The organism is Streptomyces sp. NPDC005266 (assembly GCF_040607655.1).
GTDB lineage: Bacteria > Actinomycetota > Actinomycetes > Streptomycetales > Streptomycetaceae > Streptomyces.
Genome location: NZ_JBEXHC010000041.1, coordinates 1 through 16,230, shown reverse-complemented (window position 1 = coordinate 16,230; position 16,230 = coordinate 1). Strand labels below are relative to the sequence as shown.

The 16,230-nt window shown below is 72.5% G+C and carries 1 protein-coding gene; it reads left to right on the top strand.

Annotated features, from left to right (window positions below; translation table 11 throughout):
• The coding region (locus ABZU99_RS34520; protein ID WP_356228154.1) for an amino acid adenylation domain-containing protein at positions 1-16,230 on the top strand (16,230 nt) is incomplete at both ends.

Genomic DNA, 16,230 nt, shown 5'->3' with positions numbered 1-16,230 from the left:
CAGGCGGAGGTGGAGGAGCTGGAGGCGGCGGTCCCGGGCCTGGCCGACGTATGGCCGCTGTCGCCGTTGCAGGAAGGGCTGCTGTTCCACGCGCGGTACGACGAGGACGCCCACGACGCGTACGTGGGCCGGCGGTACCTGGACCTGGAAGGCGCCCTGGACCCGGCGCTGCTACGGCGTTCCTGGCAGACCCTGGTGGACCGGCATGCGAATCTGCGGGCCGGCTTCCGCGGACTCGTCCAGGTGGTCAGCGGGGAGGTCGAGCTGCCGTGGCGCGAGGTGGACCTGTCCGGTCTGCCCGCAGCGGAGGCGGAGGCCGAGGCGGCCCGGCTCGCCGAGGAGGACCTGGGGCGGTTCGACCTCGCGGTGCCGCCGCTGCTGCGGTTCTCGCTGCTGAAGCTGGGCGCGGATCGGTACCGGCTGCTGATGACGATGCATCACATCGTGCTGGACGGCTGGTCTCTGCCCGTGCTGTTCGGTGAGGTTGCGCGGATCTACGCGGCCGGGGGCGACACCAGCGGTCTGCCGCCGGTGACCCCGTACCGGGACTATCTGTCCTGGCTGGACCGCCAGGACAAGGACGCGGCCCGGGACGCCTGGCGGGAGCTTCTGGCTCAGGTCACCGAGCCGACCGTGGTCGCCCCGATGCAGCGCGACGCCCGGCCCGTCCAGCCGCGGCACGTCGTCGTCACGCTCGACGCGCCGCTCACCCGGGCGCTGCGTGAGGTGGCGCGCGTCCACGGGCTGACCGTGAACACGGTGGTGCAGGGTGTATGGGGGCTCATGGTCGGCATGCTCACGGGCCGGAGCGATGTGGTGTTCGGCGCCACCGTCGCCGGCCGCCCGGCCGAGCTGCCGGGTGTGGAGCAGATGCTCGGACTGCTCATGAACACCGTCCCGGTCCGGGTCCGGCTGGACCCGCGCCGCGGCTTCGTGGATCTGCTGACCGGCCTTCAGGCCCAGCAGGCCGGGCTGATCGCCCACCAGCACCTGGGGCTGACGGAGATCCAGCGAGTGGCCGACGCGGGCGCGACCTTCGACACCCTCGTCGTCTACGAGAGCTATCCGGAAGGTCCGGGGTCCTCCCGTGAGCTGGGCGCCGCCCGAATCGTCGGCGGCGGGGGCGAGGAAGCGGCGCATTACCCGCTCACGCTGGTGGTGTCCCCCTCCGAGGAGCTGGAGCTCCAATTCGACTACCGGCCCGATGTGTTCGACGAGGCAGCCGTCCGGACGCTCGCGGAGCGGGTGCGGCGGGTCCTGCGACAGGTCGCGGCCGACCCCGGGGTGCCGGTTTCCCAGCTGGACGCCGTGGACGAGGCCGAACGGCACCAGGTGGTGCACGGCTGGAACGACACCGCGCAGTCACTTCCCACGACCACGCTCCCCGCCCTGTTCGAGGCCCAGGCGGCGCGCACCCCGGACGCGGTGGCCGTCGTCGGCGACGGCGCCACCCTGACCTACGCGGAGCTGAACGAGCGGGCCGACCGGATCGCGCACTGGCTGATCGGACGCGGCACCCGCCCGGAGGACCGGGTCGGTGTGGTGATGGACCGCTCCGCCGATCTCGTCGTCGTACTGCTGGGCGTGCTGAAGGCGGGCGCGGCCTACGTTCCGCTGGACGCCGGGCACCCCGTGGAGCGGCTGCTGGCCGTGGCCGGGGAGGCCGGGGTCTCCGTGGTGCTGGCCGACCGTCCGGTGCCGGAACTGGGCGCGGTCCTGGTCGAGGACCTGCCCGAGCCCGTCGGACCACGGCATGCGCACCACCTGGCGTCCCCGCAGCAGGTGGCCTACGTGATGTACACCTCCGGCTCGACGGGTGTGCCCAAGGGCGTGGCCGTCACCCATGCCAACGTGATCGCCTTCGTCCTGGACCGCGCCTGGGGTGACGGCGTCGTGGAGCGGGTCCTCGTCCAGGCCAACCATGCCTTCGACGCCTCGACGTACGAGGTGTGGGTGCCGCTGGTGCGCGGTGGCCAACTGGTGTTGCTGCCGCCGGGCGAGCAGGACGCGGCGGCGCGGGGACGGGTGATCGCCGCGCGGGGTGTGACGAATGTGCATGCGACGGCCGGGTTGTTCAGGGTGCTGGCGGAAGAGTCGCCGGAGATCTTCGCCGGCGTCCGGGAGGTGTCCACCGGTGGGGATGTGGTGTCCGCGTCCGCGATTCGGGCCCTGCTGGACGCCCATCCGGAGCTGACGGTCCGTACGACCTACGGGCCCACCGAGACCACGGCGTTCACCACGCAGTTCCCGTACACCGCCGGTGACGTCGTGCCGGCGACCGTGCCGCTGGGCCGGCCGATGGACAACACCCGGGCGTACGTCCTGGACGAGTTCCTGCGTCCCGTCGCACCCGGCCTGGTCGGGGAGGTGTACCTGGCCGGGGCGGGCCTGGCCCGGGGCTACGCCGGCCGGGCGGGCCTGACGGCGGAGCGGTTCGTCGCCTGTCCGTTCGCCGACTCGGAACGCATCTACCGCACCGGTGACCTGGCGCGCTGGTCGCCGGACGGGCAGTTGGAGTTCGCCGGTCGTGCCGACGACCAGGTGAAGATCCGTGGTTTCCGGATCGAGCCCGCCGAGGTGGAGGCGGTGCTGGCGGCGCACGCGAGCGTGGCCCAGGTCGCGGTGGTGGTGCGGGAGGATCAGCCGGGGGCGAAGCGGCTGGTGGCCTACGTCGTCCCGGCCGCCGATGGGGACACGGAGACGCTGCGGGAGTACGTCGCCGACCGGCTCCCCGAGCACATGGTGCCCGCCGCCGTGGTGATTCTTGATGCGCTGCCGGTGACGGTGAACGGCAAGCTGGACCGCGCCGCCCTGCCCGCCCCCGCCATCACCGCCGGCCTGGGGCGCGGGCCCGCGACCCCGCTGGAGGAGGTGGTGTGCGGGCTGTTCGCCGAGGTGCTGGGCCTGGAGCGGGTCGGCGCCGAGGAGTCCTTCTTCGACCTCGGCGGTGACTCGCTGCTGGCGATGCGGCTGATCGCCGCCGTCCGGTCCGCGGTGAACGCCGAGATCAGCATCCGCGAGCTGTTCGGCGCACCCACCGTCGAGGGCCTGGCCCGCCTGGCCGAGGGCGGCCGGGCCGACGCCCGGGCCGGGATCACCGTACGCGAACGGCCCGAGGTGCTGCCGCTGTCGTTCGGTCAGCAGCGGATGTGGTTCCTCAACCAGCTCGAGGAAGCGGGGGTGGGCGCCGCCTACAACATGGCGTTCGCGCTGCGTCTCTCCGGTGAGCTGGATCTGAGCGCACTGGAATCCGCGCTCGGTGATGTGGCCGACCGGCACGAGAGTCTTCGTACGGTGTTTCCGGCTGTCGATGGTGTGCCGCGGCAGCGCATTCTGATGGGTGCGGCGGGCCGGCCGCGGTTGCGTATGTGTGACGTTGCCGAGGCCGAGCTGGCGGGGGTGCTGGTCGGGGAGGCTGCGCGGGGCTTTGACCTGTCGGGTGAGTTGCCGTGGCGGGTGTGTCTGGTGGCGCTGTCCGAGTGCGAGTTCGTGCTGCTGGTGGTGGCGCATCACATCGCGGTGGACGGGTGGTCGATGGGGATTCTCGCCAATGATCTGCGGGCGGCGTATGCGGCCCGGCTGGTGGATGGTGTGCCGGAGTGGGCGCCGCTTGGGGTGCAGTACGCCGACTATGCGCTGTGGCAGCGTGAGGTGCTGGGTGAGCTGGATGACCCGGACAGTCTGATCAGTGCCCAACTGGGCTACTGGCGGCGAGCGTTGGCGGGTCTGCCGGAGGAGCTGGCGCTTCCGGTGGATCGGGTGCGCCCGGCGGTGGCCTCCTTCCGGGGTGGCTCGGTGCCGTTGGAGGTGGACCCGGAGACGCACGCGGCGCTGCTGGAGGTGGCCCGTCAGGGCTCGGCGACCATGTTCATGGTGGTGCAGGCAGCGCTGGCGATGCTGCTGGCGCGGCTGGGTGCGGGCACCGATATCCCCCTCGGCACGGCGACAGCGGGCCGCGGTGACTCGGCCCTGGAGGATCTGGCGGGGTTCTTCGTGAACACGCTGGTGCTGCGCACCGATGTCAGCGGCGATCCGACGTTCGAGGAGCTGCTGGCCCGGGTCCGGGAGGCCGATCTGGCGGCCTACGCCCATCAGGATGTTCCGTTCGAGCGGTTGGTGGACGAGCTGAATCCGGTGCGGTCGCTGTCCCGGCATCCGCTGTTCCAGATCATGCTGGTGCTCCAGAACGTCCCGCCCGCGCAATGGGACTTCCCCGGTCTCACCGTGCATCCCGAGAACGCCGACACCCTCCCCGACGAGGCGATTCCCGCCCGGTTCGACCTGTCGATCAGCCTCGGCGAGCATCGCGATGAGCGTGGTGCGCCGGCCGGGATCGCGGGCGACCTCCAGTACGCCAAGGATCTGTTCGACGACACCACGGCCCAAGAACTCGCCCGCCGACTCCAGGCTGTTCTGACGCAGGTGGTCGCCGATCCCGGTATGCGGCTCAGCGACCTGGACGTGCTTGACGCCGCCGAACGGCACGCGGTGCTTCACGCCTGGAACGACACCGACCGGGAGACGCCCGCCCGGACCTTGCCCGAGCTGTTCCAGGCCCAGGTCTGCCGTACTCCGGACGCCGTGGCGGTGACGGATGCCGATGTCACGCTGACGTACGCGGAGCTGGAGGCGCGCGCGAACCAGGTGGCGCACGCGCTGCTCGGTCGCGGCATCGGCCCGGAGGACCGGGTCGCCGTCGTCATCGAGCGGTCGGCCGACCAGATCGTCGCCCTGCTCGGCGTCGTCAAGGCGGGCGCGGCCTACGTGCCCGTCGACCCCGCCTATCCCGCCGACCGCATCGCCTACATGCTCGCCGACGCCGCCCCGGCGACCGTCCTGTGCACCGCGGCGACCAGCGGGCCGCTCCCGGCCGGAGCCGCACAGGTGCGATGGGACGACCCGGCGACCGCGGCCGAGATCGCGGCCGCCCCCACGACCGCACCGGCCGCTACCGACCGCACCTCTCCGCTGTGCCCGGCCCACCCCGCCTACGTCATCTACACCTCCGGGTCCTCCGGCACCCCCAAGGGAGTGGTCGTCACCCATGCCGGTCTCGCCGGCCTGTCGGGCGCCCAGATCGACCGCTTCCGGGTCGGACCGCGCTCCCGGGTGCTCCAGTTCGCCGCGCTCGGCTTCGACGCCGCGGTCTCCGAGGTGTGCATGGCGCTGCTCGCGGGCGCCACGCTGGTGGTGGCCCCGGCGGACCGGATGCCGCCGTTCGGGCGGCTGGAGGACCTGCTCGACGACTTCGCGGTAACCCATGTGACGGTGCCGCCGTCGCTGCTGGCGGGCGTCGACCGGCTGCCCGGCACGCTGCTGACCCTGGTCGTGGCGGGCGAGGCCTGCCCGTCGGCCCTGCCCGCGCGGTGGGCGCGGGATCGGCGGATGGTCAACGCCTACGGCCCCACCGAAACCACGGTGTGCGCCACGATGACCGAGGCGCTGGCCTCCGACGACGGGGCCGTGCCGATCGGGCGTCCGGTGTGGAACACGCGGACGTACGTTTTGGACGAGTTTCTTCGCCCGGTGCCCGCGGGGGTGGTCGGTGACCTGTACATCGCCGGGGCGGGCCTGGCGCGCGGCTACGTCCGGCGCCCCGGTCCGACCTCCGGGCGCTTCGTCGCCTGCCCGTTCGGCGGCTCCGGTGAGCGCATGTATCGCACGGGTGACCTGGCCCGGTGGACCGCGGACGGCCAGTTGGTGTTCGCCGGCCGTTCGGACGACCAGGTGAAGATCCGTGGTTTCCGGATCGAGCCCGGTGAGGTCGAGGCGGTGCTGGCGGCGCATGAGAGCGTCGGCCAGGTCGCGGTGGTGGTCCGCGAGGATCAGCCCGGCGTGCGACGTCTGGTCGCCTATGTCGTCCCGGCCGGTGACGACATCCACGGCGGCGGGCTGCGCACGTTCGCCGCGGCCGAACTGCCGGACTACATGGTCCCGTCCGCCGTGGTCACCCTCGACTCCCTGCCGGTGACCGCGAACGGCAAGCTCGACCGGGCCGCGCTGCCCGCCCCCGACCTCGGTGGCGAAGGCAGGACTCCGGCCACTCCGGTCGAGGAGATCCTGAGCGGGCTCTTCGCCCAGGTCCTCGGCCTGGAGCGGGCCGGCGTCGACGAGTCCTTCTTCGACCTGGGCGGTGACTCGCTGCTCGCGATGCGACTGATCGCCGCCATCCGCTCCACCCTGGACACCGAGGTCGGCATCCGGGAACTCTTCGCCGAGCCGACCGTCGCGGGTCTGGCCCGCCTGGTGGAGGACACCGGCGGCCGCGCGGTGCGCGCCGGGATCGTCGCCGGGCCGCGCCCCGGGGTGCTGCCACTGTCGTTCGGGCAGCAGCGCATGTGGATCCTGAACCGGCTGGAGGAGTCCGGGGCGGCTGCCGCGTACAACATGCCGCTCGCGCTCCGGCTCACCGGTGAGCTGGACTCCGACGCGCTCGAGGCGGCCCTCGGGGACATCGCCGACCGGCACGAGACCCTCCGTACGGTGTTCCCGGAGACCGATGGCGTGCCCCGGCAGCGGATCGTCGGCGGACCGGCCGGGCGGCCGGCCCTGAGCGTGCACGAGGTCACCCGGGCAGAGCTGCCCGAGGTCATGGCGGGGCTGGCGAACCGGCCCTTCGACCTGACCCGGGACCTGCCCTGGCGTGCCGAGCTGCTGACGCTGCCGGCCGCGGCACGACCGGAGGCCGTGCTGCTGCTGGTCTCCCATCACATCGCCGTCGACGGCTGGTCGATGGGCGTCCTCGCCCGCGACCTGCGCACGGCCTACGCGGCTCGCCGCGCGGGCCGGGCGCCCGGCTTCGCGCCGCTGCCGGTCCAGTACGCCGACTACGCCCTGTGGCAGCGCGAGGTGCTCGGCGACCTCGATGACCCGGACAGCCTGCTGAGCGCCCAGCTCGGCTACTGGCGCCGGGCTCTGGCGAGCCTGCCCGAGGAACTGAGCCTGCCCGTGGACCGCAACCGGCCGGCGGTCGGCTCCTTCCGGGGCGGCTGGGTCGCCATGGGCATCCGGCCCGACACCCACACCGCGCTCGCCTCCGTGGCCCGGCAGGGCTCGGCCACCACCTTCATGGTGATCCAGGCCGCGCTGGCGATGCTGCTGACCCGGCTCGGCGCGGGCACCGACATCCCCGTCGGCACCCCGGTCGCGGGCCGCGGTGACTCGGCCCTGGAGGAGCTCACCGGTTTCTTCGTGAACACGCTGGTGCTGCGCACCGACGCCAGTGGCGACCCGACGTTCGAGGAGCTGCTGGCCCGGGTGCGGGAGACCGACCTGGCGGCGTTCGCCCACCAGGACGTGCCGTTCGAGCGGCTGGTGGACGACCTCAGCCCCGAGCGCTCGCTGGCCCGGCACCCGCTGTTCCAGATCATGCTCACTCTCGACAACACACCGGGCGCGGACGCCTCCTGGGAACTGGGGGAGCTCGATGTCCGGCCGATCCCCGCCGACGAGACGTTCTCCGCCCGCTTCGACCTGTCGATCGGACTGGCCGAACTCCGCGACCAGCGGGGAGCGCCCGCCGGTATCGACGGCGGATTCCAGTACTCCGCCGACCTGTTCGACGAGGACACCGCCCGGGCCCTGGCCCGACGGCTGGTCCAGACGCTGGAACAGATCGCCCGCAACCCGCGGCTGCGGATCAGCGACCTGGACGTTCTCGACGACGCCGAGCGCCGACGCGTCGTGGCGGAGTGGAACGACACCCGCCACGTCCACCCGGCCACCACCCTCCCCGCGCTGTTCGCCGCCCAGACCGCCCGCGTCCCGGGCGCCCTCGCCGTCACCGGCGAGGACTCCTCGCTGACGTACGCGGAACTGGACGAGCGCTCCAACCGGGTGGCGCACTGGCTGATCGGCCGAGGCGTCGGCCCCGAGAGCCGGGTCGCCGTCCTCATGGAGCGGTCGGTCGACCTCATGGTCGTGCTGTGGGGCATCGTGAAGGCCGGCGCCGCGTATGTCCCCGTCGACCCGGACTACCCGGCCGACCGGATCGCCTACATGCTGACCGACGCCTCTCCCAAGGTCGTGCTGTGCACCGACGCGATCGCCGGCGAACAGGCCGGACCCGCCGGCTGGACGGTGTGGGACGCGGCGCGGACCGTCGCGGAAGTCGACGCGTGCTCCGGCGCCCCCGTGGCGGTCACGATCCCGCCCGACTCGGCCGCGTACACGATCTACACCTCGGGGTCGACGGGCCGTCCCAAGGGTGTGGTGGTCAGCCACCGTTCGATCACGAATTACCTGCGGTGGCGGCAGCACACGTACCGCCTCACCGGCGAGGACCGGGTGCTCCAGAAGACGCCGACCGGTTTCGACGTGTCCGTGTGGGAGCTGTTCTGGCCGTTCACCGCGGGCGCCGCCCTGGTCATGGCCAGGCCCGGAGGCCACCGCGACCCCGCCTATCTGGTGGAGGTGGCGGCCCGGCAGGCCGTGACGGTCATGCACTTCGTACCGTCGATGCTCGGCGTCTTCCTCCAGGAAGTCGGCCCCGGCGACTGCGCCGCCCTGCGGATGGTCTTCTGCAGTGGCGAGGCGCTGACGGCGGACCTCGTGGAGGAGTTCCGCGCCCGGATCGGGGTGCGGTTGCACAACCTCTACGGCCCGACGGAGGCCGCCGTGGAGGTCACGCACTGGGAGGGCACCCACGGCACGCCGTACGCGTCCGTGCCGATCGGGCGTCCGGTGTGGAACACGCGGACGTACGTCCTGGACGAGTTCCTGCGCCCGGTGCCGCCCGGGGTGACGGGTGAGTTGTACCTGGCGGGCGTGCAGTTGGCGCGGGGCTACGCGGTCCGTCCCGGTCTGACGGCGGAACGGTTCGTCGCCTGCCCGTTCCCCGGCTCGGACCGCATGTACCGCACCGGTGACCTGGTGCGCTGGACCCAGGACGGCGAGCTGCTGTACTCCGGCCGGGCCGACGACCAGGTGAAGATCCGTGGTTTCCGGATCGAGCTGGGTGAGATCGAGGCGGTGCTGGCCGGGCACGAGAGCGTCGCCCAGGTGGCGGTGGTGGTGCGGGAGGACCAGCCGGGGGTCAGGCGGATCGTCGGGTACGTCGTCCCCGCTCAGGAAGGCGTGGACGCGGACGCACTGCGGGAGTTCGCGACCCGGGTCCTCCCCGAGTACATGGTTCCCGCCGCGATCGTGGCGCTGGACCGTTTGCCGGTGACGGAGAACGGCAAGCTGGACCGGTCGGCGCTGCCCGCACCGGAGTTCGGGGCATCGACCGGGCGCGGCCCCGCCACTCCCGGGGAGGAGATCCTGTGTGGTCTGTTCCGTGAGGTGCTGGGCCTGGAGTGGGTGGGTGCCGAGGACTCGTTCTTCGGGCTGGGCGGCGACTCGATCATGTCGATGCTGGTCGTCTCCCGGGCCCGCCGCGCCGGAATGCTGCTCACCGCCCGGCAGGTCTTCGAGCACAAGACCCCGGCCGGCCTCGCCCGGGTCGCCGGGAAGGCCGCCGTGGGCCCCGCCGACGGGACCCGGACGGCGGCCGTGGGCCAGGTGCCCCTGACCCCCGTCATGCGGGAGCTGGTCGAGCGGGCCGGCCCGGCCGCGCTGACCGGGGCGTTCTCCCAGTCCATGCTGCTCGAAGTCCCGTCCGCTCTCGAACTGCCCCGGCTGGAGGCGGCCTTACGCACAGTGCTGGACCACCATGACGTGCTGCGTGCCCGCTTGCTGCTGGCCGACGGCGAGCCGGACGCCCTGGAGATACCCGAGAAGGGCAGCGCTGTCCCGTCCGTGCGGCGGGTGGACATCACTACCGCCACCACCGCCGATCCGGCCGAGCTGGTGCGTGAGGCCGAGCGCGGCGCCGTGGAACGGCTCGACCCGGTCGCCGGCCGGATGATCGAGGCCGTCTGGCTCGACGCGGGGGCCGAGCGGCCGGGCCGGCTGCTGCTGGTGGCCCACCACCTGGTGGTGGATGGTGTGTCGTGGAGGGTCCTGGTGCCGGACGTGGCGGCGGCGTATGTGTCGGGTGCCGGGGTGGTGCTGGATGCGGTGGGTACGTCGTTCCGGGGGTGGGCGCGGGCGCTGGCTGCTGAGGCGGCATGCCCTGAGCGGGTGGCGGAGCTGCCGCAGTGGCTTGAGGTGCTTGAGGGTGCGGATCCGGTGTTGGGGCGGCGGGCGTTGGATCCGGTGGTGGACACGGTGGCGGGTGGTACGCGCCGTGTTGAGGTGCGGGTGCCGGTGGGGGTGACGGCGGAGTTGCTGACGCGGGTGCCGGCTGCCTTCCATGCCGGTGTCGATGATGTGCTGCTGGCGGGTCTGGTGGCGGCGCTGGACGAGCGGGGTGGTCTGCCCGGCGGGGTGCTGGTGGATGTGGAGGGTCATGGGCGGCAGCCTGTGGCCGATGACATGGACCTCAGCCGCACGGTGGGCTGGTTCACCAGCTCGTATCCGATGCGGTTGGACGCCTCCGGTATGGATCACGGGCGGATCCGGGCCGGTGGCGTGGAGGCCGGCCGGTTGCTGAAGCGGGTCAAGGAGCAGGCGCGGGCGGTTCCGGGGGACGGGCTGGGTTACGGCATGCTGCGGTATCTCAACCCGGAGACCGCCCCGGAGTTCGCCGAACTGCCCACGGCGCAGGTCGGCTTCAACTACCTGGGCCGCTTCACCCCCGCCGACCGCACAGCGGGCGGCAGCTGGCAGCCAGACGCCGACACGGTCCTCGGCGGCTCCTCTGACGTCCGGATGGCACTGTTGCACGCGCTGGAGGCGGGCGGCCTGGTCCGCGACCTCCCCGAAGGGTCCGAGCTGACCGTCACCCTGGGCGGCCCGGTCGGTCTCTTCGACGAGGAGACGCTGCGCGAGCTCGCCTCCGCCTGGGTCGCCATGCTCACCGGACTCGCCACCCACGCCGGTGGGACCGGCACCGGTGGTCACACTCCCTCGGACTTCCCGCTGGTCGGGCTCGCCCAGGCGGAGGTGGAGGAGCTGGAGGCGGCGGTCCCGGGCCTGATCGACGTGTGGCCGCTGTCGCCGTTGCAGGAAGGGCTGCTGTTCCACGCGCGCTATGACGAGGGTGCCCGCGATGTGTATGTGGGCCGGCGGTACCTGGATCTCGAGGGCGCAGTGGACGCGGGTGTGTTGCGGTCGTCGTGGCAGGCGCTGCTGAACCGGCACGCGAGTCTGCGGACGGCGTTTTGCCAACCGCCCGGGACGGAGAACCCGGTGCAGGTGGTGGTGCGGGATGTCGATGTTCCCTGGCGTGAGGCGGACCTGTCCGGTCTGCCCGCGGCGGAGGCGGAGGCCGAGGCGGACCGGCTCGCCGAGGAGGACCTGGCGCCGTTCGACCTCGCGGTGCCGCCGGCGCTGCGACTGCTGCTGCTGAAGCGGGGCGCGGACCGGTACCGCCTCGTGGTGACCATGCACCACATCCTCACGGACGGCTGGTCGCTGCCCATCCTGTACGGCGAACTGTCGAAGATCTACGCGGCGGGCGGCGACGCGAGCGCTCTGCCACCGGTGCCCCCCTACCGGGACTACCTGGCCTGGCTGAACCGCCAGGACGGTGAGGCCGCCGCGGAGGCATGGCGGTCGGTGCTCGCGGGCACCTCCGAGCCGACCCTCGTCGCCCCGCTTGACGGGGACGCCGAGCCGGTCCAGCCGCGCCACGTGATCGTACGGCTCGACGCACCGCTCACCCTCGCGCTGCGGGAGACGGCGCGGGAGCACGGTCTGACGCTGAACACCGTTGTCCAGGGTGTCTGGGCGGTCCTGGTCGGCATGGTGTCGGGGCGGACGGACGTGGTCTTCGGCACGACGGTCGCCGGCCGTCCGGCCGATCTGCCGGGCGTCGAGCGGATGCTGGGTCTGTTCATCAACACTCTCCCGGTGCGGGTGGGTCTCCACCCCGGACAGCGCTTCACCGACCTGCTGACGGACCTCCAGGCCCAGCAGGCCGGACTCATCGCCCACCAGCACCTGGGGCTGACGGAGATCCAGCGCCTGGCAGGACCGGGCGCCACCTTCGACACCCTCGTCGTCTACGAGAACTATCCGCACGACCCCGACGCCACCGGGCAGCCCGGCGGACTGCCCATCGCCGGAGGCGGCGGCGAGGAGGCGACGCACTATCCGCTCACCCTGCTCGCCTCTCCCGCCGACGAGCTCGAACTGCGGCTCGACTACCGGCCCGATCTGTTCGACGAGGACGCCGCCCGCACCCTGCTGGAGCGGGTCCAACGGATCCTGGCCCGGATAGCCGATGACCCGCGGACCAGGGTCGGCCGGCTGGACGTCCTCGACCACACGGAGCGCACCCGCCTGGTCGACGAGTGGAACGACACCACGGCGCCCCTCCCGCACGCCACCCTCCCCGAGCTGTTCCAGGTCCAGGCGCGCCGCACCCCGGACGCCGTCGCCGTCGTCCTCGACGACACCGGGATGACGTATGCCGAGCTGGACGGGCGGGCCAACCGGCTGGCGCACCGACTCCTGGCGCTGGGCGTGCGGCCGGAGCAGGCGGTCGCCGTGCTGCAACGCCGGTCCCTCGAACTGGTGGTGTCGATCCTGGCCGTGCTCAAGGCCGGCGGCGCCTATGTGCCGCTCGACGCCGACGCCCCCCAGGACCGGCTGCGCTGGACCCTGCGGGACACGGCCTCGTCGGTGCTGCTGACCGACAGCGCACTGCGCGGTGCGGCCCCGGCGGACGAGGCCGTGGCGGTCGTCGTGGTCGATGCCGACGCCTCCCTCGCCGACGAGCCGGCCAGCGACCCCCGCGTCCCCGGCCATCCCGACCAGCTCGCCTACGTGATGTTCACGTCCGGCTCGACGGGCCTGCCCAAGGGCGTCGCGGTCACCCAGCGCGCCGTGGCGGCCCTGGCCCTCGACCCCCGCTGGGCGGGCACCGGCGGCCACGAGCGGGTGCTGCTGCACTCGCCGCACACCTTCGACGCCTCGACCTACGAGCTGTGGGTGCCGCTGTTGTCCGGCGGCACCGTGGCCGTGGCGCCGGACGACCTGGACGTACGCGCTCTGGAGCGGGCGATCGCCGGGCAGGGCGTCACGGCACTGTGGCTGACGGCAGGCCTCTTCCGGCTCTTCGCCGAGGAGTCCCCGGCGAGCTTCGCCGGGGTGCGCGAGGTGTGGACGGGAGGCGAGGCCGTACCCGCCACGGCCGTACGGCGGGTGCTGGAAGCCTGCCCGCGGACCCAGGTCGTCGACGGCTACGGCCCCACGGAGACCACGACCTTCGCCACCGCCTTCCCGCTGCGCTCGGCGCGGGACGTGCCGGACTCCGTGCCGATCGGCCGGCCGATGGCCAACACGCGGGTGTACGTGCTCGATGAAGCGCTGCGCCCCGTGCCTGCGGGCGTCACCGGTGAGCTGTACATCGCGGGCACCGGGCTCGCCCGCGGGTATGCCCGCCGGTCCGGCCTGACGGCGGAGCGGTTCGTCGCGGACCCGTTCGGCGCCGCCGGCTCGCGGATGTACCGGAGCGGTGACGCGGTGCGGTGGACGCCGGACGGCACCCTGCTCTACGTCGGCCGGGCCGACGACCAGGTGAAGGTCCGTGGTTTCCGCATCGAGCTGGGTGAGGTCGAGACGGTGCTGGCGGCGCACGAGAGCGTCGGCCAGGTGGCGGTGGTGGCCCGGGAGGACCAGCCGGGCGTGAAGCGCCTGGTCGCCTATGTCATCCCGGCCGGACCGGGCGCGGACGCCGACGCCGACGCCGACGCGCTGCGCGCGTTCGCGGCCCGTGCCTTGCCGGACTACATGGTCCCCGCCGCCGTGGTGCCGCTGGACGCGCTGCCGGTGACGGTGAACGGCAAGCTGGACCGGGCCGCGCTCCCGTCCCCCGAGTTCGGCGGCTCGGCCGGCCGCGGCCCCGCTACTCCGGCCGAAGAGGTGCTGTGCGGCCTGTTCGCGGAGGTCTTGGGCCTGGAACGGGTCGGCGCCGAGGAGTCGTTCTTCGACCTCGGCGGTGACTCCCTGCTCGCGATGCGTCTGATCGTCCGGGTGCGGTCGGTCCTCGACGCCGAGATCAACGTCCGGGAGCTGTTCGGCGCGCCGACCGTCGCCGCCCTGGCCCGGCTGATGGAGAGCCACCAGGACGACGTCCGCGTCGGCCTCGTCGCGCGGGAGCGGACCGAGGCGCCGCCGCTGTCATTCGGCCAGCAGCGGATGTGGTTCCTCAACCAGCTCGACGAGACCGACTCGGACGTGGCCGCCTACAACGTGCCACTGGCGCTCCGGCTCTCCGGCGAGCTGGACATCGCGGCCCTGGAAGCCGCCCTCGGCGACGTGGCGGAACGGCACGAGATGCTCCGCACCGTCTACCCCTCCGTCGGCGGCAGCCCCCGGCAGCGGCTCCTCGAGACTCCGCCGCCGCTCCGGGTCCGCGAAATCGCCCACGCCGACCTGGAGGACGCCATGGCCGAGGCCGCGTCCCAGGGCTTCGACCTGGCGCGGGATCTCCCATGGCGCACCGAGCTGCTGGTGCTCTCCGGGACCACCGCGAGCGAGTACGTGCTGATGTTGGTCGCCCATCACATCGCCGTCGACGGCTGGTCGATGGGCATCCTCGCCGGCGATCTCCAGCACGCCTACGGCGCCCGCAAGGCCGGCTCCGCGCCGGTCTGGGCTCCGCTGCCGGTGCAGTACGCCGACTACGCGATCTGGCAGCGGGAGGTGCTCGGTGACCTGGACGACCCGGACAGCCTCGTCAGCGCCCAACTCACCTACTGGCGCGAGGCATTGGGCGGGGTGCCCGAGGAGCTGACGCTTCCGGTGGACCGGGCCCGGCCCGCGATCGCCTCCTTCGAGGGTGGCTCGGTGCCGCTGGAGGTGGATCCGGATACGCACGCGGCGCTGCTGGAGGTGGCCCGTCACGGCTCGGCCACCCTGTTCATGGTGGTACAGGCGGCGCTGGCGATGCTGCTGACCCGGCTCGGCGCGGGCACCGACATCCCCCTCGGCACGGCGACAGCGGGCCGCGGTGACTCGGCCCTGGAGGACCTGGTCGGTTTCTTCGTGAACACGCTGGTGCTGCGCACCGATGTGAGCGGTGACCCGACGTTCGGGGAGCTGCTGGGCCGGGTGCGGGAGACCGACCTGGCGGCCTACGCCCATCAGGATGTGCCGTTCGAGCGGCTGGTCGACGACCTCAGCCCCGAGCGCTCACTGGCCCGGCACCCACTCTTCCAGATCATGCTCGTCCTCCAGAACATCCCGGCCGCGGAATGGGACCTGCCCGGCCTCACCATGCACCAGCAGGCTTCCGAGACCCTCCCGGACGCAGCCCTCCCCTCCCGCTTCGACCTGTCCATCAACCTCACCGAAGTCCGCGACGACCAGGGCGAGCCGGCCGGTCTCGGTGGCGGTATCCAGTATGCGACCGACCTGTTCGAGGGCTCCACCGCCCGGACACTGGCGGACCGGCTGGTGCGGGTGCTGCGGCAGGTGGCGGCTGATCCGGGGGTGGCGGTCAGTCGGCTGGAGGTTCTGGAGCCTGCCGAGGTGCGGCGGGTGGTGGAGGGGTGGAATGACACCGCCTGGCCGCTGCCGGTCCGTACGCTTCCGGAGTTGTTCGCGGCGCAGGTGGTCCGTACGCCGGAGGCGGTGGCGGTGGCCGGTTCCGATGCGACGCTGACGTATGGGGAGTTGAACGCGCGGGCGGATGGCGTGGCGCGGTGGTTGGTGGGTCGTGGGGTGGGTGCGGGGAGCCGGGTGGGTGTGGTGATGGACCGCTCGGCGGAGCTGGTGGTGGTTCTGCTGGGTGTGGTGAAGGCGGGGGCGGCTTATGTGCCGGTGGATCCGGGCTATCCGGCTGAGCGTATTGGTTTCATCCTGTCCGATGCCGCCCCTTCGCTGGTGCTGACCACTGTCGCGTATGCGGGGCGGGTGGCCGGGACGGTGCACTGGGATGATCCTGTGGTGGCCGGTGAACTCGCGGCGGTGGGCGGGCGAGTTGCGGTGGCGGTGTCGCCCGAGAGCCTGGCGTATGTGATGTATACGTCGGGCTCGACGGGTGTGCCGAAGGGTGTGGCGGTCACTCATGGGAACGTCGCGGCTTTCGTTGCGGACCGTGCTTGGCGGGACGATGTCGTGGAGCGGGTGCTGGTGCAGGCCAACCATGCCTTTGACGCTTCGACGTATGAGCTGTGGGTGCCGCTGACGCGAGGCGGGCAACTGGTGATCTTGCCGCATGGTGAGAAGGACGCGGCTGCGCGTGGTCGTTTGATCGCCGAGCATGGTGTGACCAATGTGCATGCGACAGCCGGTCTC